Here is a 20,304-nt window from a genome sequence, read left to right as displayed (position 1 = left end):
GCTCAATGGATTCCGTCTCGGAGAGGGACGAACCCGCGCGGACGAAAGCGGGGATGCGCTCCAGCGGCGGCGCGGAGAAAAAGCGCAGCCCACACTCGCGGGTCAGCGTTGGCCGCTGAGAAACCGTTGAGCTGTGTCATGCACTGCTCGTGCGGCACGTCGCGGGAGTAGAACGCCCACGACTCGGCGATCCGGCCGACCGCGTAAATCTCGTAGTGGATGAAGATTCCGAGCTGGGCGTCGAGAACCATTGCTGCATAGACACCTTGTCACGGTAGCGGTGAACGCGTCGCCGGGGATGAGCCGAGTTCACCATCGCTGGTAAATTCTCACCATGTCCGCGGGGATGGTGGTGATCCGGCTGGATGAACCGCCCGGGTGGCGGGCGCCGGGCTCGCCAGAGACCGGGTGCCGGGGCTGTTTACCATGGGCGGATGAGTGCGGTCCGGCTGTCTGTGTCCGAGCGGCTCCATCATGCCGTCGGTGACGAGGATCTTTCCGCAGCGGCGAGCCATCTTTTGACACAGAAATGGCGGGCCGACCGGGCGTTGCAGGAGCGGGTCAGTGGTGCGCTCGTTGAGTGGGAGGGGCAGTTCACACCGCCTGGCCGACCGGATGGTGTGCGGCTTCGGCCGCTGGTGACCGGGCAGCATAATGTTCACCACGTGTATAGCCCGCGGCCTTACTCGTCGTATGACGATGAGTGGGACGAGGCGGTCGCACCAACCCGTTGCCTGCATTGGTATTTCAACAACCCGGGTCGCGGCGACACGGGTGGGCACCAAGTGAGTTTGACTGAATTCCTCAATCAGGTGAAGCATTATCTGCTCTATTCGGATGCTATCGCGTTTGAGCTTCCGGTCGAGGCGGAAAGGCTTGGGGACCCGTGGCAGCTGGGCCGGCTGCTCCGGCTCTGCCAGGAGCTGGAGCCACTGTTGCGAAACGACATCGTCGTGCTGGTGCCCAATAAGGACAGCCGTCCGGCCGGGCTGGCCCAGCTGGAAAAAGCGGGGCGGAAAGAATTCGCCGCGATCTACCCTGAAGCTGAGGCTGACGATCCGCTTGGACCGCTGGCCTTTCCCTATGATGCTTTGCCTGCGGAGTGGTTCTCCCACGATCTGCGGGCGCAGCGTTTCAGCGCGACCATCGGGCCGCTCGTTTCGGGTCTGGCTCAGGCCGACCACTACGATCAGGCCTTTGATCTTTATGCTAACGCCGCTGACGTGGCACTGCTTCGGGCGATGCTGCACAGGTCAGCGCTGTCCGGGGAAACCGTTGCGGCTGCACGTAAAGCGCAGCAGCTGCTCATTTTGCACGACATCGCCAGGCTTCGCCTGCCGATGGGCAAGCTGGAGGCAGCCGATATCGTCTCCATTCGGGCTCACGGGCAATTCGAGATTTTCCGCGAGACGTTACGTCACAGTATTTCCCAGGTCTCGCAACGTGATTATGCCGACTTCTTCGACCCGCGTGCGCAGGCGATGCTGGAAATCCGCGACGAATTGCGGCTTGCGGAGCGGCAAGCGCATCGCGAGACCAGCCAGTCAAAGTGGATGCGGTGCAAAATGCTCGACACCACTGAGCTGACCATAGTCTCCGGCCTTGGCGCGGCAGGCTCGGTGCTGGGTGACCCGCTGGCCGCCGCAGGACTTGCGGCCGGCGGGTTTTTCGCCTCGAAAATGGTCCAATGGCTCAAGGGCCGGTCGGCCCGCGATGACAAGGTTTTCGCCCGGCACATCGCGGTCTTCGACGAGTGAGGATGCCGGGAAAACAACCACTGGTCGGTTGGACCGTCCGGTGTGTTGGAGTCTCACATCCTCTTGGCCAGGTCGGACGCTACCTCGATGGCGATCTCGATCGCTCGTGCCGCCAGGGGGGATTGGGTGCGCCCGAGCCGCCAGTGCAGATAGATTTCGCGCGGGGGGAGCGCCGGCCCCAGCTCATGGATGCGCAAACGGTCGTCGGAATCGGCGCCGGCAGCGTGGATGGCGAGCCACGGCAGCACTGCGGATCCCATCCCAGCCCGCACCATGGACAGCAGCGTCTCGTTGCCCGCCGTGCGGAAGACGACCTTCGGATTCGCGCCACCACGGGTCAGCGCCTCCTCCACGCGGCGCTGGTCGCAGATCGACGGCCAGGCCACCATCGGTGCGCCGTCGAGTTGCTTGAGCGGGACGGAATTCCCGGAGAAGGTGCCGGGCTTGGCCACCAGCAGGTACGGATCGTCGAGTAGCTTGACGTGCTCGACGTCGCCATTGAGGGGACCGTCGTAGAACAGCAGGTCGAGGTCGCCGATCTGTGGCGCGTCCGGCTCTTCCTCGGACAGCCGGATATCGCTGCCGGGGTGCTCGTCGCGCAGCCGACGTACAACGACTGGCAGGATGACCGTGGATATGCTCTGGAATGTGCCGATGTCGATCCGGCCGTCGCCTGCGTGAAACCGGTCCACCGTCTCGGCCAGTGCCGCCGCCTTCGCCAGCAGTTCGCGTCCCTGCTCGAGGACGATGGCGCCTAGTGGTGTGAGCCGCACCGGTCTGGGGCCACCCGGACGGTCGAACACCGGGCCTCCGACAGATCTCTCCAGCGCGGCGATCTGCTGGCTCACGGTCGATTGGGTGAAGCCGAGGCGGGCGGCCGCGCGGCCGAACGAGCCCTCCTCGGCGATGGCTGCCATCGCGGCCAGGTGCCGCAGTTCGAGATCGGTCACCGGCCGAGCATACTCATCATCGCTGTTAGCGATCGTATTGATCGGAAACTATCGCTTTTGGCGAATCTTTCCGAGACCTAGCGTGGCTGGCGTGACGTCAACCGGTCGGCGCCGGCCTGTCCGGGATCCTCGCCGAATGGTTCGGGTTCTCGGTGTCGTTCGGGTTCTTTGCCCTGACGTCCGTCCTCGTGATCATCCCGTTCGTCCGGGTGTTCACGCCCGCGGTTCAGGCCGAGGTTGAGGCCAAGGTGGCGGCCGGCTGACCAAAGGAGCCCGCGGCCCGGCCGGCGCGCCCATCCGCGCAACGACAGTGAGGTTATTGACTTCTGACCTTGTGATCGAGCGGTTCGACCCGGCGCGAGCGACGGACGCCGACTTCGCGGGCTATCGCCAGGTGATGACAGCGGGCCATGCCCTGAGATCGATCACAAGCCCAGCTCAATCCGAATCCATCGCTGTTAGCGATGATACTGATCGGAAATCATCGCTTTTCACGATATCTTGCGAGCGCCTAGCGTGCTGGTATGACCACCACCGCCACTGTTGCCCCAGCACAGACTCGAAGCCCTCTGCTGCTCGTCGGGGCTGCCCTGGCGATCGTCTATGTCGTTTGGGGTTCGACGTACCTCGCGATCCGGATCATGGTTGAGGAGATGCCTCCCTTCGTGAGCGCAGGTATCCGCTTCCTCATGGCCAGCGTTTTGCTGGCAGGCGTGCTGGCGGGTCGCGGGGGTCTGGGCAGGCTGGCCGTGACGCGCCGGCAACTGCTGGGATGCGCGCAGATAGGGCTCCTTCTAGTGGTGGTAGGCCAGGGCCTGGTGACCCTCGCCGAATACGGCGGGGCAACGTCCGGGATCACAGCATTACTGGTCGCGGCAGTGCCGCTGTGGATCGTCTGCCACCGTGTCCTGTCCGGTGAACGTCCTGCGGGTCCTACGGTGGCGGGCGTAACGATGGGCTTCGGCGGCTTGGTCGTGCTGGTCACCGCGACCGGTCTCGGTGGCACCTTCCCGGTCTGGACCATGGTGGCCGTCCTCGTCGCCGGGCTGTCGTGGGCGTTCGGCTCGTGGCGCCAGCCGCGGATCCCGCTCCCGCGTGACCCGTTCGTTGTCGCGGTCTACGAGATGCTCATCGGTGGTGGTGTACTGACGATGGCCGGTCTGGCCAGTGGTGAGCGGTTCGACCCAGCCGCCTACTCGGCCCGGTCCTGGGCCGCGTGGGGATACCTCGTCCTATTCGGATCCGTCCTGGCCTTCTCCGCGTATGTCTGGCTGTTGCAATCGACGGCGACGTCCTTGGCTGCCACGTACGCGTATGTCAATCCGTTAGTGGCCGTGTGCCTGGGGTGGCTGATTCTCGCGGAGCCGGTGACGGTGCCGATCCTCATCGGCGGGGTGATCGTGGTGCTCGCGGTCGCCGTCGTCGTTCGCTCCGAATTCCAACGATGAAAGAGGAGAGTCCAATGAGTACGTTCGTGTTGATCCATGGTGGGGGAGACGTCGGATGGTCCTGGCACCTGGTGCAGGCCGAGCTACAAGCGCGCGGTCACGACGTGGTAGCTCCCGATCTTCCGGGTGATGACGAGTCGAAAACCCTGGAGGACTACGCCGACGCGGTAGTCGAAGCCATCGGTGACAGGCAGAACCTGGTCGTCGTGGGCCACTCGTTTGGTGCGTTCACCGCCCCGTTGGTCGCCGCACGGCTTCCCGTCGATGTGCTGGTGCTCCTGGCCGGCATGGTCCCGTCGCCGGGCGAGTCGCCCGACGAGTGGTGGGCCAACACCGGCTACCAGAGCGCGGTGCAGCAGCAGGCCAAGCGTGATGGCGGTTTGACCGGCAACGCGGATCCCTTCGTGAGCTTCTACCACGATGTACCGCGGGAGTTGGCCGAGGAAGCGATGGGCAAGGAGCGCGCGCATCCGTCGAGTGCCGCGACGGCCGCTGCGTGGCCGTTGGATGCGTGGCCGAACGTGCCGACGAGGTTCGTGCTGTGCAACGAGGACCGCTTCTTCCCGCCCGACTTCTTCCGCCGGCTGGTGCCCGACCGCCTGGGTATCGTCCCCGACGAGATCGCGGGCAGCCACTGCGTGGCACTCAGCCGGCCCAAGGAGGTGGCCGACATGCTGGCCGGCTACGCGGCTACCGTGGCCGCCACGAGGCTCGGGCAGTGAACCGTTCCTTGGCACCGGCGAGTCCACGCGAGATGCCGGCCGGATCGCCTTGGCCGGAAGCGTCTTGGGCGTCGATACAGCAAGGGGAATACCTCGGTTCTCGAGCTTGGCTCAGCACCGCCGATCGCGGCGAACCCGCCTTACCAGACCACCGCCCACGGCCGGGGTTCACCTCTCCCGGTACCTCGGTTATCTCAGGGGAGATTACAGATGACGTCACCACTTCCACCCACTCGGCATTGGCTCGCACTGGCGCTGTTGGCCATGACCCAGTTCGTACTCGTCGTCGACACCGCGATCGTCATCATCGCCGCCCCGTCGATGGAGTCGGAACTCGGGTTCACGCCCGAAAGCCTGACCTGGGTGGCGAACGCTTACGCCCTCGCCTTCGGTGGTTTGCTGCTGGTCGGCGGCCGTGCCGGTGACATTCTCGGACGGCGCCGGATGTTCGTCTGGGGTCTGGCACTGTTCGCAGTGGGGTCGCTGGCCGGTGCGCTTGCCACCGCACCGCTGTGGCTGATCATCGCCCGTGCGGTGCAGGGCGCGGGCGCGGCGATGGTTTCACCGGCCGCGCTTGCACTGGTCATGACCCTTTTCACGGAGCAAAAGGCGCGAAGCAAAGCCCTCGGCATCTGGGGGTCGGTGGCCGCCGCGGGTGCCGCCACCGGATACGTCCTCGGTGGCCTTCTCACCCAATGGTTCGGCTGGCAGTCGGTGTTCTGGATCAACCTACCGATCGTGGCCGTGGTCGTGCTGCTGGCTCCGCGCCTGCTCCCCGAGGCCAAAGACGCGAGCCACCGTTCGTTCGACATCGCCGGAGCCGTCACTGTCACCGCAGGTGTCTCGTTGGTGGTGTACGCGTTGTTCAACGCCGGAACCGTCGGCTGGGCCACCGCACAGACAACCGGCCTTTTCGCCGCGGCCGCGGTGCTGCTCGTCGCGTTCGTCGTGATTGAGTCGCGCAGCAGCCAGCCACTCATCCCGCTGCGAATCTTCCGGATCGCGTCGCTGCGCAACGGCAACGGACTCACCTTTCTCACCCAGGCCGCCATCATGCCGATGTTCTTCCTCCTCACCCTGTACGTGCAGCACGTACTGGGATTTACGCCACTGCAGGCCGGGTTGGCCCAAATGCCGGCGGCATTGTGCTTCGCGCTGCTGGGAACCCACGTCGGTGGCCTCGTCAGCCGGATCGGATACCGCATCCCGGCAACGGCCGGAAGCCTGATCGCCGCGGCGGGCCTGCTCTGGCTGGCCCAGGCCGACGTGGGCGGCGACTACTTCACCGACGTGATCGGGCCGCTGACCGTTACCGCGATCGGTGCCGTGCTCAGTGTCGTCGCCCTGATGATCGCCGCTACCGCCGAGGCGCCCGCGGACAGCGCCGGTCTGGCTTCGGGCCTGGTGAACGTCACCATGCAGATCGGCGGCGCGATCGGGTTGGCCGTGCTCGGCGCGGTCGCGGTGGCGGCCAGTTCGCGGTCGGCCGGGCGAGGCGGTGACGCGCTGTCGTCGTTGACCGACGGAGTCGGCGCCGCTCTCACCACCGGTGCCGGGCTTGCCGCAGCGACCGGTGTGCTGGCCGCCGTGCTACTGCGGAAATCTCGGCGTACAGCCACCGAATCCGATGATTCGGGCAGTGCACTCGCGGAAAACGACGGCGCGGTCGCCGAACCATTGACGGTCCCGCACGGAATCGGCGGGAGACGAGAGGCATGACATGGCCCGCCCGAACAGTCAGTCCGACCTCGAAAGGGTCCCAATGTTCGATGTAATCGTCGTCGGAGGTGGACCGGCCGGTCTCTCCGCCGCGCTCACCCTCGGCCGCGCAATCCGGCCGGCCCTTCTGATCGATTCCGGCGAATACCGCAACGCACGCGCCGAGAACATGCACAACTTCCTCACCCGGGATGGCACGCCCCCGAGTCAGTTTCGCGCGATCGCCCACTCGGAACTCAAGCAGTATCCCACCATCGAGACCCGGACCGGGACGGTCGACGACGCCACTCCGCTGGGAGACGGCGAAGGGTTCGAGTTGACGCTGGGGGACGGCTCGACCGTCCACACGCGACGCCTGGTGTTGGCGACGGGGCTGGCCGACGAACTGCCACATATCGAGGGATTCGGGGAGCTGTGGGGACGCGGCATCTACCACTGCCCATACTGCCATGGCTACGAAGCGGCCCGCGGCAACCCGATCGCCGTGCTGTACAACGACGGTGTCATGGTCGATCTCGCCCTGCACCTGCGGAGGTTCACCTCTGACGTGGTCCTGTGTGCCGACGGCCGCGTCGACGAGCTCGACGAAACGGTACTGAACCGGTTGGCGGACAACGGCGTATCGGTCCGCGATGAAAAGATCGTCCGCTTGGAGTCCGGCGACGAAGAGCTGGAGCGCATTGTCTTCGAGTCGGGCGAGCCGCTCTCGCGGAAGGCGCTCTTCGCCATCGGGCAGTTCGCGCAGCGCTCCGAGTTGCCGGGCAAACTGGGATGCCGATTGCTGCCGGACGGTTGCGTGGAGGTCGACGACTTCCAGGCGACCAGCGTCCCGGGGGTGTACGCCGCCGGCGACATGGCACACCGGCCGAGCCTTCCGATGCCTCTGCCCTTTGTCGCCACGGCGACGGCCAGCGGCACGATCGCGGCGATCGCGGCAGACAAGAACCTGGTCGCCACCGACACCGCTCCTCGGCCAGGCCCGGTCTCCGCTAACGTGCCGTGATTCTGGTCCCCACGCTCGAGCGGTTTACCGCCCCAACACCGGAAGTCTTATGCCCTTGCGGCACAGACGCCTGTGGCGCCCGCGCCTGCGGCCTGGGCGGCCACGATCATCTCAACACCGGTCGTGTATCCCAGCTTTCCGAAAAGACCGCATCGATTTTTGGCAGACGCCCGTAATGACAGGTAGCGGCGCTCGGAGGAGAAATGTTGCCGGGAAAGGGATCGTCGTATGCGCGTCTAATTTGGAACCAATCAAAAACAATCGACATTCGATGATGGATTTTCGCGGTTCATCGGCTCTCCTTCCTGACAATCGTGTCGGTAGATGCCATGATGTTGAGATGGATGAGCGTTCAACTGACGGCCCGCGTCGTCTCCTCCTCGTGGAGGACGACGGCGCGCTGGCCGGCATGTTGGTTGAGCTGTTCACCGCCGAAGGCTTCACCGTCGACCACGCCCCGGACGGTTACCGTGGCCTCCACTTCGCACTGACCAGGGCATATCGGCTGATCGTCGTGGACCGGGGACTGCCCGGACTGGACGGGCTCGACCTCGTGGTGCGCCTGCGGCAGCGCGCCGTCAGCGCCCGGGTGCTTATGCTGACCGCGCTCGGCGGCTGTGCCGACCTGGTCGACGGGCTCGACGCCGGTGCCGACGACTACCTCGCCAAGCCGTTCGAGGTGGCCGAATTGCTCGCCCGGACAAGGGCGCTGAGCCGTCGCGCGATCGACCAGGCGGAGGTGATCCCGTTGGGCGCCGCCCGGCTGGACATGGCGCAGCGCGGGGTGCAACTGCCCAGCGGCGATTTCGTCAGCCTGTCCGGCCGCGAGTTCGCGTTGATCCGTTCGCTGGCGAGGCGGCCGCGGGCGGTGCACAGCCGGACGCAGTTGCGCAGCCGGGTGTTCGAGGGTGCCGACTCAGAGTCCATTGTGGACACCTACGTGCACTATCTGCGGCGCAAACTGGGGCCCGGCGTGGTACGCACTGTGCACGGCCTGGGTTATCAGATCGGCGCTCTGTGAACAAAGCGGGCCATGGCCGGGACGACTGCGTCCTGCACCGGGCTCGCGTGTCCGTCGCGGTGAGCCTGACCGCCGCGATCAGCGGGATGGTCCTCCTGGTCGGTGCGCTGGCTTGCCTGCTCGTCGGGCAGTACCACGAATACGCGGTCGAGCGGTCGCTCAACGACGCCATCAGCTGCGACGAGCCGGCCGGCGAAGATCCCGGCGTGTGGCTGTTCGTCCTCAGCGGAGAGCAGTGGACCGGCGCCGGCCGAGTGCCGCCAGGCCTGCCGCTGCACGACTCCATGCGGGCGGTGGCATCCGGTGGGCGACCGATGGAGGAAGCGGTAGAGGGCAACGGTACCGTCTATCGGGTCCTGACCAAGCGGTTCGGGACCGAGGTGCGCCAGGTCGTCCTCGACGAGAGCAGGCAGCGCAGGACGCGCGACGGAGCGTTGGCCGCGGTGACGGTCTCCGGGCTCACGGGATTGGTGGTGGCGGTGGCCACCGGCGTCATGGTGGCCCGCCGGGCGTTGCACCCGGTCGCGCGGCTGCTGGATCGGCGCTGCCGGTTCGTCGAGGACGCGAGCCACGAACTCCGGGCACCGCTCACCCGCTTGCACATGCGCAGTCAACTCCTGTTGCAGCGGGCCGACGACCTGCCCGAGCCGCTCGTGACCGAGCTGCGCCGGATGGTAGCGGACAGCCGCGAACTCGGTGAGGTGCTCGATGACATGCTGCGCGGCGCCCGGCTGCGGTCGGATGCCCCGGGCGATGAGCGGGTCGACTTGGCCGAGGTCGCCGCCGATCTGCTCGGCGCGGAGGCGGGACGCCTCGGCGAGCGGGAGCTGGTCGCAGTCTTGGAGACCAGGGCCGGGCCGCTTGTGGTGCTGGGTGTGAAATCCGCCTTGCGCCGGATGCTGTCCGCCTTGGTGGACAACGCCATCGGGCACACCCCGCCCCGAGGGCGGATCACCGTGTCCGTGGCGGCGGTCGACCGCGGCCGGACCGTGGAGCTGGTCGTCGAGGACACCGGTGTCGGCTTCGATCCGGCGCAGCACCGTGTCATGTTCAACCGTTTCGTGCGTGGCGCCGCCGGCCGGGGCCATCGCTTCGGGATGGGGCTGGCCTTGGCCCGGGAGGTGGTCGAGAGTCACGGCGGCACCGTCGTGGCCGCGGGCCGGCCGGGGGATGGCGCGCGGTTCACCGTGCGGTTGCCCGCCGCACCTCTGCGATCGCACTGATCACTGCGAACGGACGGCGTGGAACCGAGGTCCGCACGCGTTTCTAAGAACGTTCTGAGATGTGCTCTCAACCATCGAGGTATGCGCGTTTAGCGCCACGGCAAACTTTCGATCGGAGGGGATGACACCATGTACCCACAGGTGATCGAGCGGACCTCGACCTCCTGGTCCACGCCCCTGCTGGACCACCTTTCAGACCGCGACCGCGAACTGTTCCGGCGTTTCGGGCAGGGGCCGGTCGCGGCCGTGCCGGAGACACATATCCACCACGCGTTCGAGCGGCATGCGGCCATGCGCCCGGACGCGGTGGCCGCCGAACATGGTGGCGAGACGATTTCGTACGCCGAGTTGGACCGTCAGGCGAACCGGCTCGCCGCGGTGCTGGCCGACCGCGGCGTGCGCCCGGGCGACAACGTCGCCCTGTTTGTCCGGCGCGGCATTCCCATGCTGGTCGGCATCCTCGGCGCGCTCAAGGCCGGTGCCGCCTATGTCCCGCAGGACGCCGCCCACGCTCCGCCGGCCCACCTGCGCCACGTCATCAGCACCGCAGCGACGCGGGCCATCCTGACCGTGTCCAGCGTGGCCGACCGGGTGCCGGTGCCGCACGGGCACCATCTCATCACCCTCGACACGCTGATGTCCCAACCCTTCGGCCCGTCCGCGGGCCGATTCCAATCACGACAGTCAACCGGCGCCGGCGAAAACTGCTATGTGCTGTTCACATCCGGTACGACCGGACGCGCCAACGGAGTCGTCGTCTCCCATCGCAACGTGTGCAACATCCTGCTCACCGCGCCCGGAGACCTCGCCATCCGCCCGGGATGGCGGGTGGCCCAACTGCTCAACGTGGCGTTCGACATGGCGGCATGGGAAATCCTCGGTTGTCTGAGCCACGGCGGGACCCTCGTGATCCGGGGTGACGACATCACCGCGGCCGCCGAACGCGCCGACGTCATCATCGCGACCCCCACCATTTTGAGCGCTGTCGATCCGGCCCGGTGTGCGCGGGCGAAGGTGGTGGCCGTGGCGGGTGAACCCTGCCCACGACCGCTGGCCGACCGGTGGGCCCGCCAATGCGTCTTCTACAACGGGTGCGGGCCGACCGAGACCACCATCGTGAACACGATGCAGCACCACGACCCGAGCGCACTGCTGCTCACGATCGGCCGGCCGACACCGAACAACACCGTGTACGTCCTCGATCCGTCCGGGCGTCCATGCGCCATCGGCGACGTCGGCGAGATGTGGGCCGGGGGAGACTGTGTGTCGGCCGGCTATCTGGACAACCCGGCCTTGAACGCCGAGCGCTATGTGCCGGACCCGTTTCTCGGCGATGGCAGGCTGATGTTCCGCACGCGTGACCTGGGCCGGTGGACCCCGGACGGTCAGCTGGAACACCTGGGCCGCACCGACGATCAGGTCAAGATTCGTGGATTCCGGGTGGAGCTGGACTCGGTCTCGGCCGTGCTGGAGTCCGTGCCGGGTTGCCTGCGCGCGGTCACCCTCAAGCTCGACGACCGCAATCTCGTGTCGTTTGTGGCGCCCGGCCAGGTCGACCCCGAGGTGGCGCGGCAGGCCGTGGCTTCGGCTTTGCCGTACTACTGCGTCCCGGCGGCGGTCTACCCGTTGCCCAGCCTGCCGGAGACCAGCCGCGGGAAGATCGACAAGGCGGCGCTGCGGCAGATCGCCATCGCCGGGGCGGAGCAGGCGGCATGACCGTGGTCAGTCCCGTCCGCGCCGGGACAATCCCCGCGTCCGGCTCCGTCGAGCAACCCGTGCTGCCGCCGCCGATTTCACCTCTGCGGCGGATCCTCAAGCATCCACGCCTGATGCACCACAACCGCCTCGTCGCCCTCGTGCTGGCGGCGAACGCGGCACTGCTCGCACACGCGATCACCGGGGGTGACTGGTGGTCTCGCAATCACATCGACTTGGCGGCCATCTCCGGCGCCGTCCTGGCCAACTTCGCGCTGGCGATCCTCATCCGCCAGCAGTACGTGATCAACCTGCTCTTCTGGCTCGCGACGCGGGCGCCCACGCACTGGCCGCTGCGCGTCCGTTGGACCCTGGGCAAGGTGTATCACTTCGGCGGCCTGCATGTCGGGGGCGCCTTCGCCGGTACCATATGGATTTTCATCTTCACCGGCTCCATCACCGTCGCGGCGCTGCGCGGCGACCCGGCTATATCAACGGGCCTGCTCGTCGTTTCCTTTGCGCTGCCGGCGCTGTTGGCCGCGGTCGTGGTGATGGCGCGGCCGGGTTACCGGGCCAGGCGGCACGACCGGTTCGAACGGATGCACCGGTTCGGCGGGTGGACCGCGCTGGTGCTGTTCTGGGCGCAGACCGTGTTGTTCGTGCGGGCGGAGGGCGGCAGCCTGCTGACCGCGCCGCAGATCTGGGCGCTGGCACTGCTCACCGCCAGCATCGCGCTGCCCTGGCTGCGTCTGCGCAAGGTCCGGGTGGACATCACCCGGCCGTCGAGCCACGTGGCGCTGGCGCGCTTCAACCACGGGGTGACCCCGTTCGCCGGATCGTCCACCGCGATCAGCCGCCGTCCGCTGTGGGAGTGGCACTCGTTTGCCAACGTGCCCGCGCCCGGCGAATCCGGCTTCCGGCTCACCATCTCCCGCGCCGGTGACTGGACCGGGTCTTTCATCGACGACGCGCCGTCGCACGTGTGGGTCAAGGGCATCACCACCGCCGGGGTCGCGAACATCGAAACCCTGTTCACCAAAGTGGTTTACGTCGCCACCGGCAGCGGGATCGGACCGGTGCTGCCGCACCTGCTGGCCCGCAAGGTGCCGTCCCGGCTGGTCTGGGCGACCCGCAGCCCGCGAGCCACCTACGGCGATGCGCTGGTCGACGAGATCCTGGCCGACCAGCCCGACGCGACCGTGTGGGACACGGCCGAGCGCGGGAAGCCCGACATGGTGCGGCTGGCCTACGACGCGTATGTCGCGTTTGGCGCAGAGGCCGTCATCTGCATCTCGAACAAGAAACTGACCTGGGAGGTCGTACACGGCCTCGAACGCCGGGGCATCCCGGCATACGGCGCCATCTGGGACTCCTGAACGAAAGGGTGCAACTCCATGCAGCACATCAAGATTGAGCAGCACGACCGGGTCGTCACCGTGCACCTGCACCGGCCGGAGGTGCTCAACGCGCTCAACACCGAACTGATGACCGAACTCGTCGACACGCTCCGTCCACTCGATCGGGACCCCGACGTGGGCTGCTTCGTCATCACCGGTTCCGGGCGGGCCTTCGCCGCCGGGGCCGACATACGGGAGATGGCGCCGAAGTCCTTTGTGGACATGTTCACGGAGGACTTCTTCGCGGGCTGGGACGGCTTCGCCGCATTGCGTACCCCGAAAATCGCCGCGGTGGCCGGATACGCGCTCGGCGGCGGCTGCGAACTGGCGATGATGTGCGACCTCATCTTCGCGGCCGACACCGCCCGGTTCGGCCAGCCGGAGATCACGCTCGGTGTCATCCCGGGCATCGGCGGTACCCAGCGGTTGACCCGGTTGGTTGGCAAGGCCAAGGCGATGGACATGATCCTGACGGGGCGGTTGATGGACGCGGCCGAGGCGGAACGGTCCGGCCTGGTCGCCCGGGTGTTCCCCGCAGACGCGCTGCTGCCGGAGACGATGGCCGTGGCCAAGGGGATCGCCGCATACGGCAAGCCGGCCGCGATGACGGCGCGCGAGGCGGTGGACCGGGCGCTTGAGGTCGGTCTGCGGGAAGGCCTGCTGTTCGAAAGGCGCGTGTTCCACGCCCTGTTCGCCACCGAGGACCAGACCGAGGGGATGCGGGCGTTCCTGGAGAAGCGGCCCGCGCGGTTCACCGGCCGCTGAGGCCATGCGGTACGAGGTGCGCGACCCGCAGACGGATCATGGAGCCGACTGGGGGTCGCGCACCTCGTACGGAAGGCAGCTTGCTTCACGGCTCGGGTCCACGCCGTTGTCTGCGACCAATTATGGAGTTGCGCCGACGCTCCAGCGAATCATGCTCGTGCAGCAGCACCTGGTTGGCGCAACGCGCCCGGCGGTTACAGGCGGTGCGCCAGCGGGGCCGACGGGCGCCGCCACGCGAGCCAGAGCACCAGCCCGGCCAGCGCGAGCGCCAACCCGAACCCGAGCGGTGTCACGCCACGGCTCTCGGGCGGGGCACCGCTTCCGGCTTCAGCCGAGCCGGCCGAGTCCAATGGGCCCGGCAAGTGCGCGTTGCGGACGGTCGCCCGCAGATCGGCCGCGCCGTCGACGCCGAGCATCGAGGCCGCCACCGTGGACAGCCCCAAGGTCCTGCCGTCGGGCTTCACCTCGACGAGACCGCCCATGCGGAAATCCTGGACGATTTTGCCCGCGACGTCGCGGGACACCAGCCCCTTGCCCGCTGCGGCATCATCGTCGGCGTAGGAGAACGCGACCTTCCCGTCAGGAGCGAGGACCGCCGCGATCGTGCCGACGATCTGGCCATCGCGGTACAGGGCGGCCACCCACTCATCGCGCGAGACAGCAACCTGATCGGAGGTACCGGAAACGAACTGCGGGTTCCAGTCGTGCACCCGCGCCGGCACGCCGACCGCGTATGCGCCCCCCGCTTGGTCAGGCTCGAGGCTGACCGCCTTGGTCCCGAGCACATCGCTGGCGACCTGCGCCGCGTCCTGGGCGAACCAGGCGACGACGGCCGGAGGTGCGCCGACGGTGGGCGCGTCGGCGGATGCGGGGGAGCCGAGCAGGACGACGCCGATGGTGAGCGCTGTCGCCAGAGCACCGGCGCGGAGCGCCTTTTTCATAGTCATGTCGCCTCCTGTCACAGCTTGTAGAGATAGATGAGCGCGGTGCTTGCGTTCCAACTCGAGTTGTCCTTGTAGTTAGCCCATTCGCGCGCCGTCCTCGAACCGGTCGCCGGGTCTATGTAGGACACTCCGGTGGAGTAGCCGGTGCTGTAGTAACCGCGGATGACGTGGGCGTGCCCGGCGCCGTTTGAGCGCCACACGATTCCGCTGTAGATGGGTCGGGAGCTGTCGATCTCGTTCTTCATCTGCGCCCAGGTCAGGTCCACCTGGGAGCCGGAGTTGACACCGTTTTGCGACAGCGCGCTCATCACGTTGGCCCGCGTTCCCGCCTGGTTCGGGCAGGTGGAAATGTGCTTTCCGTCCTTGACGATCTGGCACTGCGATACGGTGCGGCCCGTCTTGTACTTGATGATCATCTTGGACGCCGCGGCCCAGCACCAGTTCGACTTCTCCTGCTGGTAGGCCGTAACACTGAGGTTCTTCTCCGCCGCGATAGCCGCCTGCGGTGCGGCGATCGCCAGGCCGAGGGAGACCATCAGCACGGCGAGAATCCGTGCCGGGTGCCTCCGTAATTCGTTCACGTGCTACCTCCGGTAGGGGTGTGGTGAGTCCGACGGCGTTTGCCGCCGCATACGGGTGGCGTCGATCTCCGAGTGTGATGGGCGGGGTTTGACGGTTATTTGTGCGCGGATGGAATCCGCAGCGTGCTGCGTTCCTGGACAGGTAGCGGCGCACGGTGAGCACGGGCCAATCGAGGTGGGGCCGGCTCGGCTGCGTGCGGTGCTCGTCAACCTCAATCAACGCGCGCCCGCATCGGCCACTTCAGATTCCCGTCCTCGATCTGCTGATCCCTACCCCGTGTTGGCCCCTGCCGGGCCTACACGGCGCAGTTCGCGGCCACCGTGCTCGGCCTCGCCGTCGCGGTGTCGCGGGACATGTGCCCCGCCGAGATCCACGATCGGAGCCGGAAGATGTTGTCCGGCAGAGGGACTCATGCCAAAGTGATGGCGGGTTACCGCCTCCTCCAGGACCACGGGATCTCGCCGGGTGCGATATGCATGTTGCGGCGGGAGTCGTTCTGGGCAACGTCCTGACCGATACTCCCGCCCAAGTCGCGGGGCGGCGCCGCTCGGCGTGCAATCGTGGACGCCGGGGGCGTGGGTGCCCCTGGTCTGCCGGAGTCAACCGCCGAGGACCAGCGGATTCAATTCTCGTTCAATGGTGGTGCAATGCTGCGATGCCACGCTCGACAGCGCCGTTCGTCGCTCAGGTCGTACTCAGCGGCCACGAGTAAGTCGTTCGGGCGCAATTGGAGATTACCTTTGGGGGCGTGGCATGTACCGAGAAGGCCGGGACCGTTGGCGGTTGAGAGACATAGAGTTCAGCGGCGACCGGGCCCAGCTGCGCCAGGAGGCACTGGCGGAGCTGGCCAAAGTCGGTGGGCGCAGCTACCGGGCGCCGGCTAACAACGAGGCCAGCGACGACAGCGACACCGTTCGCGTGGCGGTGGATCAGTCCGGCAAAGTAGTCGACGTCCACATCAGATCGGACTGGCGCGACCGGCTCGGTGCGAGTCGGCTGGGACCGGCCCTGCTGGAGGCGCGCAACAACGCGGCGGCCGCCATGGCGCGGGCCAGGTGCCTGGCCGCCCTGGCCGAGCGGGAACGCGTGGCCGCCGAAGGCCATAACCCGGATCGTGACCGGCGGCCGCTGCCGTACGTCGAGCCGATGACCATTGAACAGGTCTGGCAGCGGTTGTCGGACAACGAAGACCGGCTCTACCGCAGGCAGAAGGCGGCGCGGGTGGCCGGAGAGGGCCGAACCCGTACGGTAGGTGGTTCGCTGGGGCTGCTCAGCGGCAGGTGTGAGGGCCGTGTCCTGGTCGGCATCACGGCGGAGCCCATGTGGGTTCAGCACGCCGACACCGAGCAGCTGCGCCACGCGGCGCTGGAGCTGTTCCGGCAGGCCGAGACCCAGGAGCGGGAGGAGGTCCGGTGACCGGCCCGACGACGACCGAGGTCGTCACCGACAACGTCCGGAAGGAGGCCGACAAATGGCGCGACCTGTCCGACGAGATGTCGGCGGTCTACGCCAACCCGGTGGGCAACGCCGGGCTTGAGCTGGGCATCACCGCGTTCTTCATCGGGCCGACTGAGCATATTGCCACGGCGCTGCACTCCGAGGCCTACAACGGGTTCTACGCGGAAGTCCAGAACCTGGTCAAAAGCGCGGCGACCGAGTGGCTGCAACTGGGCGAGGCGCTGGACCGGATGGCCGACGAGTTCGACCGGACCGATCAGACAGCGGCGGCCGATCTCGAAGCCATCTACGCAGAACCGGCGACGAACGGTGCGCAGGCCCCCGCGGCCGAGGGGCACGCAGGAGGGCAGCAGGGTGACTAGTCCAGGCGAGCCCAGCGGCGATCCGTCGCAGCACACGAGCGCGGTCGAGACCGCCGTCCGCCAGATCGAGGAGACCAGCGACCAGATGGTGGAGGACTTCAACGCGCTGGCCCAAAAGCTTGCCGACAACGCCTGGTGGCTGTCGCCGGTCATCGGCTCAGCCGCAGTCCATGCCCTCAGCGAAACGCTCGACGGCATCAAGGAGAAGCTCGACGAGTTGCTGGACATCGCCGGAGAGGTTTTGGCTCATCACACGCCGGTCATTTCCTTGATCAACATCAGCTTCCACTGGTTGACCGCGGTCAAGCAGCCTGTCTCCGGCTTGGTTCCCGTGATCCAGCAGTATGCCACCGAGAACCTTTCCTACTGGGAGGGCGGCACCGCCAGCCACTACAAGCAGCAGATCGTGCCGCCACAGGCCGGCGCGGCCGGGGAACTGTCGGCCAAGGCGGGCTTCATCAGCGAATGGCTCTACAGCATCGCGCAGGCCAACGTGGATTACGTCACGAAGCTGGCTCAGGTGATGGGCACGATCGCCGGAGATGTCGCTCAAGCGGCCGTCAAGGCGGGCACCATCATCGACATCCCGTGGGCGATCTCGGACCTGGCGTCAATCGTCGGCACCCTCGTCACCGCCGCGGTCGACAATCTGACCGGCATCGGCCAACGGATTGTGGAAGCCGGCGAAAACGTGCGCCAGATCGTGTCCGACCGGGTGGACGAGAGCAAGTTCCCCGGTGGTGGGTGGCCGCAGGCCGTCAGGGACTGATCCCGCACAACGAAGGGCCCCTCCGGTCGGGCTCCGCCTGGTCTGCGCGGGAAGCGGCCGTGACGTAGTGTCGCGGCCGTGTACTTCGTCTACCGCTCGCACTACGAGGGCCCGCTGGGTAAACACGTGCGCCGCCTACCGGACACGACCGTCCTGGGCTGGTTCAAACGCGGCTGGGCCAGCTCGGATCCGAGCGAGTTCGTCGAAGCCGAGCTGGGCGCCGACGTTTACGGCCTGGACACAATCTTGGAGGCGGCGCAGACAGACGACCTGCCTGAACCGCAGACCGACGAGCAACTGCGCGCCCTGCTGCACGAGCACCTGTATGTGGAAGGCGGCGAGGACTACATCCGGCTCGACGATCACAGCCTACGCGTACGAACCGACGACGATGAGGTGGAACTGGCCTACTTCTTCCTCGACGAGCACATCGCGGAGGCGGCACCCGATCGTCTTGCCTACCTGTTGCATGAGTCCTGGCCGTTGCCCGACGAGGGTATCGGCTCCGAGAGGTTTGACCCGACGGTGCCGGTGACCGCCATCACGCAAGCCGGCGCAAACGACGTCACCACCTACGCGGTGTTTCTCACCTACTACGACGGAGAAAGCCTTGCCCGGCTGCAACCGCTGGCATTCGCCGGCGTTGCCCTGCCCGAGCTGACACAACATCTGCAAAGCATTGAGGTACCAGATCGTGATTGGCCGGTCGAGCTGACGCTGCTGCGGGCGCTGATCGCCCCTGGCGAGCAAGACCTGCGCCAGGCGCTGCTGCGGTGCAACCGGTGGCCCGGATTCAATCTCAATGCCGACTGGCCACAATTGCCACCAGCACATGAGGCGGCGCACCAGACGGCTGCGCAACTGATGGCATCGGCGGAGTTCACTTCGGGCCGCCGCCCCGAGAAATCCCTGTTGCACGTCAGTGACCACGCGGCTCAGCTGGCAATGCACTGCGACGAAACCTTTGGATACCAGCAGTGGTACCTGTTCGACACGGTCTGGGCGGCCACTCACCCCAGCCTCGCGCAGTCGCTGCTGCGCTACGCCAACCACTGGGACCCCCTTGAGTAAGGAGGTTCCGGTCGTGCTCGCGCGGGTGTGTCTGTAGCGCCGTCAGTCGTCGATCAGCCCTGTGTCGGCCGGGGGATTGCTCGGCTACGTCCGGCTCTGAGCCTGCTCCCGGCGGCTACCATAGGTATATGACGATCCCAGAGAGCTCCACCCCGTTTCGGGAGGTGCCACCGTCGCAAGCTCCACAGCTGGTGCCGTGGACCGAAAATAGCACTTTCCTATCGCCCGGTGGCGCAGTGGCCGGCATCGCCGCCTTCGCCGACAGCGCGACCAGCCCAGGGCGCAGCAAAGCCGCCAGGGTGTTCATCCGGGTAGTCGTAGCGCTAATCCTGATCTCGCTTGTCGCCGGTGGTGTATGGCGCCTTGGCGGCGGTCTCCTGTAAAGCCTCACCGGTGCGGTGATGTTCCCCCGGATGCCTGATCGGAGGCTCGCCGGCTCGTCTACGTATCAGACGGCGGATTCTGACCATCATCGCACCAGCGGTCCGATCAGCTCGATCGGTTGACGGAATCCTGACCGCTTGCGCGGTCGGTCGTTGAGTTCAGCGGCGATGCGCTCCAAGTCCTCGACACCGTGCACACATCAAGTCGATGCCCTTCGGAACGTACTGACGCAGCAACCCATTCGTATTCTCGTGATGCCACGCTGCCACGGCAACCGGCGCACGCCTGGTGTGCACGGCAACGAGTTGCGCAAGGCCGGTCACCCGGCGGCAGCGCAACGACATCTCGCCCACACAGCCGGTCAAACCGGCACGCTGGCAGCTCAACCCATGCATCGATCATCTAGGGGAGCGTGGTGCACGGGGTGGTGGCGGTGATCGGTGCGCCTCTCCAGGTCACGATTGCCATGGAGGGGACTGAGGTCAAACCCACCTCCAACGAGGTGAGCCTTGCCGTCAGGTAGTGCGGGCCGTGGTACATGTAGACGTCTATCGTGCGGGTCGTACCGTTGACAAAGTCCATGGTCTCGCTGCCCGCTGATTCCTTGATCTTGGTGCCGGAGCATGTGTACAACTCCAAAGACCAGGTGATGTAGCCGGACGGACTCTGGAAATGAGGGCTTCGCTGGTAAGCCATGTCTATATAGGCCCAAGGTTGTTCGGCCGTTTCGACGATGTTGGCCGACAGGCGGAAGTCGGGCATGGGGTTGTCGCTGCCGTGCGACGGTGTCATCCGCACGCCGACCGTTTCCGTGCCGTTGTTTGTTCTGGTCCGGGGGTAGGGCGTCGCTGCGGTGGGCGGGGTCGTCGGGGGCTTCGAGCCGGTATTGGCCGGGCTTACCGGTGTAGGGCCGGCACCGCCGCCACCGGGGGCGCTGGACACCACGGGCCCGCCGGACCGGCCTGTCCCGCCCGGCAGCCCCGATCCGGCTGGACCCGCGGACGCCACGTCGGCCGGAGTCCCGGACGCCGTGC

18 protein-coding genes and 1 pseudogene are annotated in these 20,304 nt (G+C 66.8%); 14 read left to right on the top strand and 5 right to left on the bottom strand.

The window, feature by feature from the left end:
• Positions 1–2: 2 nt before the first annotated feature.
• Positions 3–251, bottom strand: a complete 249-nt coding sequence (locus tag DM816_RS00105) for a hypothetical protein (RefSeq protein ID WP_117207946.1) — start codon at positions 249–251, stop codon at positions 3–5.
• Positions 252–434: 183 nt separating this feature from the next.
• On the opposite strand from DM816_RS00105, the gene DM816_RS00100 reads away from it, so the two are divergent.
• Positions 435–1,757, top strand: a complete 1,323-nt coding sequence (locus DM816_RS00100; RefSeq protein ID WP_162906943.1) for a hypothetical protein — start codon at positions 435–437, stop codon at positions 1,755–1,757.
• A 53-nt stretch (positions 1,758–1,810) separates the two neighbouring features.
• Here DM816_RS00100 and DM816_RS00095 read toward each other — a convergent pair whose 3' ends face one another.
• A complete protein-coding gene (locus DM816_RS00095) occupies positions 1,811–2,707 on the bottom strand; it encodes a LysR family transcriptional regulator (protein ID WP_117207944.1) in 897 nt (298 codons plus the stop codon).
• A gap of 524 nt (positions 2,708–3,231) precedes the next feature.
• Between DM816_RS00095 and DM816_RS00085 the strand changes: the two genes are divergently transcribed.
• The 9 genes from DM816_RS00085 to DM816_RS00045 all read left to right on the top strand — a co-directional run bounded on the left by DM816_RS00085 (position 3,232) and on the right by DM816_RS00045 (position 13,700).
• Positions 3,232–4,155 (top strand): EamA family transporter, encoded by a 924-nt coding sequence (locus tag DM816_RS00085; RefSeq protein ID WP_117207943.1) that lies wholly within the window; start codon positions 3,232–3,234, stop codon positions 4,153–4,155.
• Between the two features lie 14 nt (positions 4,156–4,169).
• A complete protein-coding gene (locus DM816_RS00080) occupies positions 4,170–4,877 on the top strand; it encodes an alpha/beta fold hydrolase (RefSeq protein ID WP_117207942.1) in 708 nt (235 codons plus the stop codon).
• A 210-nt stretch (positions 4,878–5,087) separates the two neighbouring features.
• Positions 5,088–6,596 (top strand): MFS transporter, encoded by a 1,509-nt coding sequence (locus DM816_RS00075; protein WP_117207941.1) that lies wholly within the window; start codon positions 5,088–5,090, stop codon positions 6,594–6,596.
• 43 nt (positions 6,597–6,639) lie between these two features.
• The gene (locus tag DM816_RS00070; RefSeq protein WP_117208000.1) at positions 6,640–7,599 is read left to right on the top strand and encodes an NAD(P)/FAD-dependent oxidoreductase; all 960 of its coding nucleotides are present in this window, start codon (positions 6,640–6,642) and stop codon (positions 7,597–7,599) included.
• Between the two features lie 340 nt (positions 7,600–7,939).
• Positions 7,940–8,620 carry a response regulator transcription factor gene (locus DM816_RS00065; protein ID WP_117207940.1) on the top strand — a complete coding sequence of 227 codons (681 nt, stop codon included), beginning with the start codon at positions 7,940–7,942 and terminating at the stop codon, positions 8,618–8,620.
• Between the two features lie 47 nt (positions 8,621–8,667).
• Positions 8,668–9,843, top strand: a complete 1,176-nt coding sequence (locus tag DM816_RS00060) for a sensor histidine kinase (protein ID WP_162906942.1) — start codon at positions 8,668–8,670, stop codon at positions 9,841–9,843.
• Positions 9,844–9,972: 129 nt separating this feature from the next.
• Entirely contained in the window at positions 9,973–11,559 is a 1,587-nt protein-coding gene (locus tag DM816_RS00055; RefSeq protein ID WP_117207938.1) for an amino acid adenylation domain-containing protein, read from the top strand.
• Positions 11,556–12,914 (top strand): ferredoxin reductase domain-containing protein, encoded by a 1,359-nt coding sequence (locus DM816_RS00050; RefSeq protein ID WP_117207937.1) that lies wholly within the window; start codon positions 11,556–11,558, stop codon positions 12,912–12,914. The genes DM816_RS00055 and DM816_RS00050 overlap by 4 nt, the downstream gene beginning before the upstream one ends.
• A gap of 18 nt (positions 12,915–12,932) precedes the next feature.
• Positions 12,933–13,700: an enoyl-CoA hydratase gene (locus tag DM816_RS00045; protein ID WP_117207936.1), complete on the top strand. Its 768-nt coding sequence runs from the start codon at positions 12,933–12,935 to the stop codon at positions 13,698–13,700.
• A 194-nt stretch (positions 13,701–13,894) separates the two neighbouring features.
• Here the strand turns inward: DM816_RS00045 and DM816_RS00040 are convergent, their stop codons facing one another.
• Both DM816_RS00040 and DM816_RS00035 read right to left on the bottom strand, forming a co-directional pair.
• Positions 13,895–14,647, bottom strand: a complete 753-nt coding sequence (locus DM816_RS00040) for a hypothetical protein (RefSeq protein WP_162906941.1) — start codon at positions 14,645–14,647, stop codon at positions 13,895–13,897.
• Between the two features lie 11 nt (positions 14,648–14,658).
• Complete coding sequence (locus tag DM816_RS00035) at positions 14,659–15,225, bottom strand: papain-like cysteine protease family protein (protein WP_162906940.1); 567 nt, start codon at positions 15,223–15,225, stop codon at positions 14,659–14,661.
• A 784-nt stretch (positions 15,226–16,009) separates the two neighbouring features.
• On the opposite strand from DM816_RS00035, the gene DM816_RS00025 reads away from it, so the two are divergent.
• From DM816_RS00025 to DM816_RS43575, 4 genes are all read left to right on the top strand, one after another.
• Positions 16,010–16,642, top strand: a complete 633-nt coding sequence (locus tag DM816_RS00025) for a hypothetical protein (protein ID WP_162906939.1) — start codon at positions 16,010–16,012, stop codon at positions 16,640–16,642.
• Positions 16,639–17,046 carry a hypothetical protein gene (locus tag DM816_RS00020; protein ID WP_117207931.1) on the top strand — a complete coding sequence of 136 codons (408 nt, stop codon included), beginning with the start codon at positions 16,639–16,641 and terminating at the stop codon, positions 17,044–17,046. Before DM816_RS00025 ends, DM816_RS00020 begins: the two co-directional genes overlap by 4 nt.
• Positions 17,039–17,815 carry a hypothetical protein gene (locus DM816_RS00015; RefSeq protein WP_117207930.1) on the top strand — a complete coding sequence of 259 codons (777 nt, stop codon included), beginning with the start codon at positions 17,039–17,041 and terminating at the stop codon, positions 17,813–17,815. The genes DM816_RS00020 and DM816_RS00015 overlap by 8 nt, the downstream gene beginning before the upstream one ends.
• A gap of 78 nt (positions 17,816–17,893) precedes the next feature.
• Complete coding sequence (locus DM816_RS43575; RefSeq protein ID WP_211588480.1) at positions 17,894–18,886, top strand: hypothetical protein; 993 nt, start codon at positions 17,894–17,896, stop codon at positions 18,884–18,886.
• 786 nt (positions 18,887–19,672) lie between these two features.
• Here DM816_RS43575 and DM816_RS43570 read toward each other — a convergent pair.
• A pseudogene (locus DM816_RS43570) lies at positions 19,673–20,304 on the bottom strand (hypothetical protein); the annotation flags it as partial.

The sequence above is a fragment of the Allorhizocola rhizosphaerae genome (assembly GCF_003426775.1).
In the GTDB taxonomy this organism is placed as follows: Bacteria; Actinomycetota; Actinomycetes; order Mycobacteriales; family Micromonosporaceae; genus Allorhizocola; species Allorhizocola rhizosphaerae.
This window is presented reverse-complemented; position numbering and strand designations above follow the sequence as displayed.

What these genes read in the sequence shown, in the direction of transcription:
- DM816_RS00105 (WP_117207946.1), bottom strand. Translation starts at nt 251, where the DNA reads ATGGTTCTCGACGCCCAGCTCGGAATCTTCATCCACTACGAGATTTAC.
- DM816_RS00100 (WP_162906943.1), top strand. Translation starts at nt 435, where the DNA reads ATGAGTGCGGTCCGGCTGTCTGTGTCCGAGCGGCTCCATCATGCCGTC.
- DM816_RS00085 (WP_117207943.1), top strand. Translation starts at nt 3,232, where the DNA reads ATGACCACCACCGCCACTGTTGCCCCAGCACAGACTCGAAGCCCTCTG.
- DM816_RS00080 (WP_117207942.1), top strand. Translation starts at nt 4,170, where the DNA reads ATGAGTACGTTCGTGTTGATCCATGGTGGGGGAGACGTCGGATGGTCC.
- DM816_RS00075 (WP_117207941.1), top strand. Translation starts at nt 5,088, where the DNA reads ATGACGTCACCACTTCCACCCACTCGGCATTGGCTCGCACTGGCGCTG.
- DM816_RS00070 (WP_117208000.1), top strand. Translation starts at nt 6,640, where the DNA reads ATGTTCGATGTAATCGTCGTCGGAGGTGGACCGGCCGGTCTCTCCGCC.
- DM816_RS00065 (WP_117207940.1), top strand. Translation starts at nt 7,940, where the DNA reads ATGGATGAGCGTTCAACTGACGGCCCGCGTCGTCTCCTCCTCGTGGAG.
- DM816_RS00055 (WP_117207938.1), top strand. Translation starts at nt 9,973, where the DNA reads ATGTACCCACAGGTGATCGAGCGGACCTCGACCTCCTGGTCCACGCCC.
- DM816_RS00050 (WP_117207937.1), top strand. Translation starts at nt 11,556, where the DNA reads ATGACCGTGGTCAGTCCCGTCCGCGCCGGGACAATCCCCGCGTCCGGC.
- DM816_RS00045 (WP_117207936.1), top strand. Translation starts at nt 12,933, where the DNA reads ATGCAGCACATCAAGATTGAGCAGCACGACCGGGTCGTCACCGTGCAC.
- DM816_RS00040 (WP_162906941.1), bottom strand. Translation starts at nt 14,647, where the DNA reads ATGACTATGAAAAAGGCGCTCCGCGCCGGTGCTCTGGCGACAGCGCTC.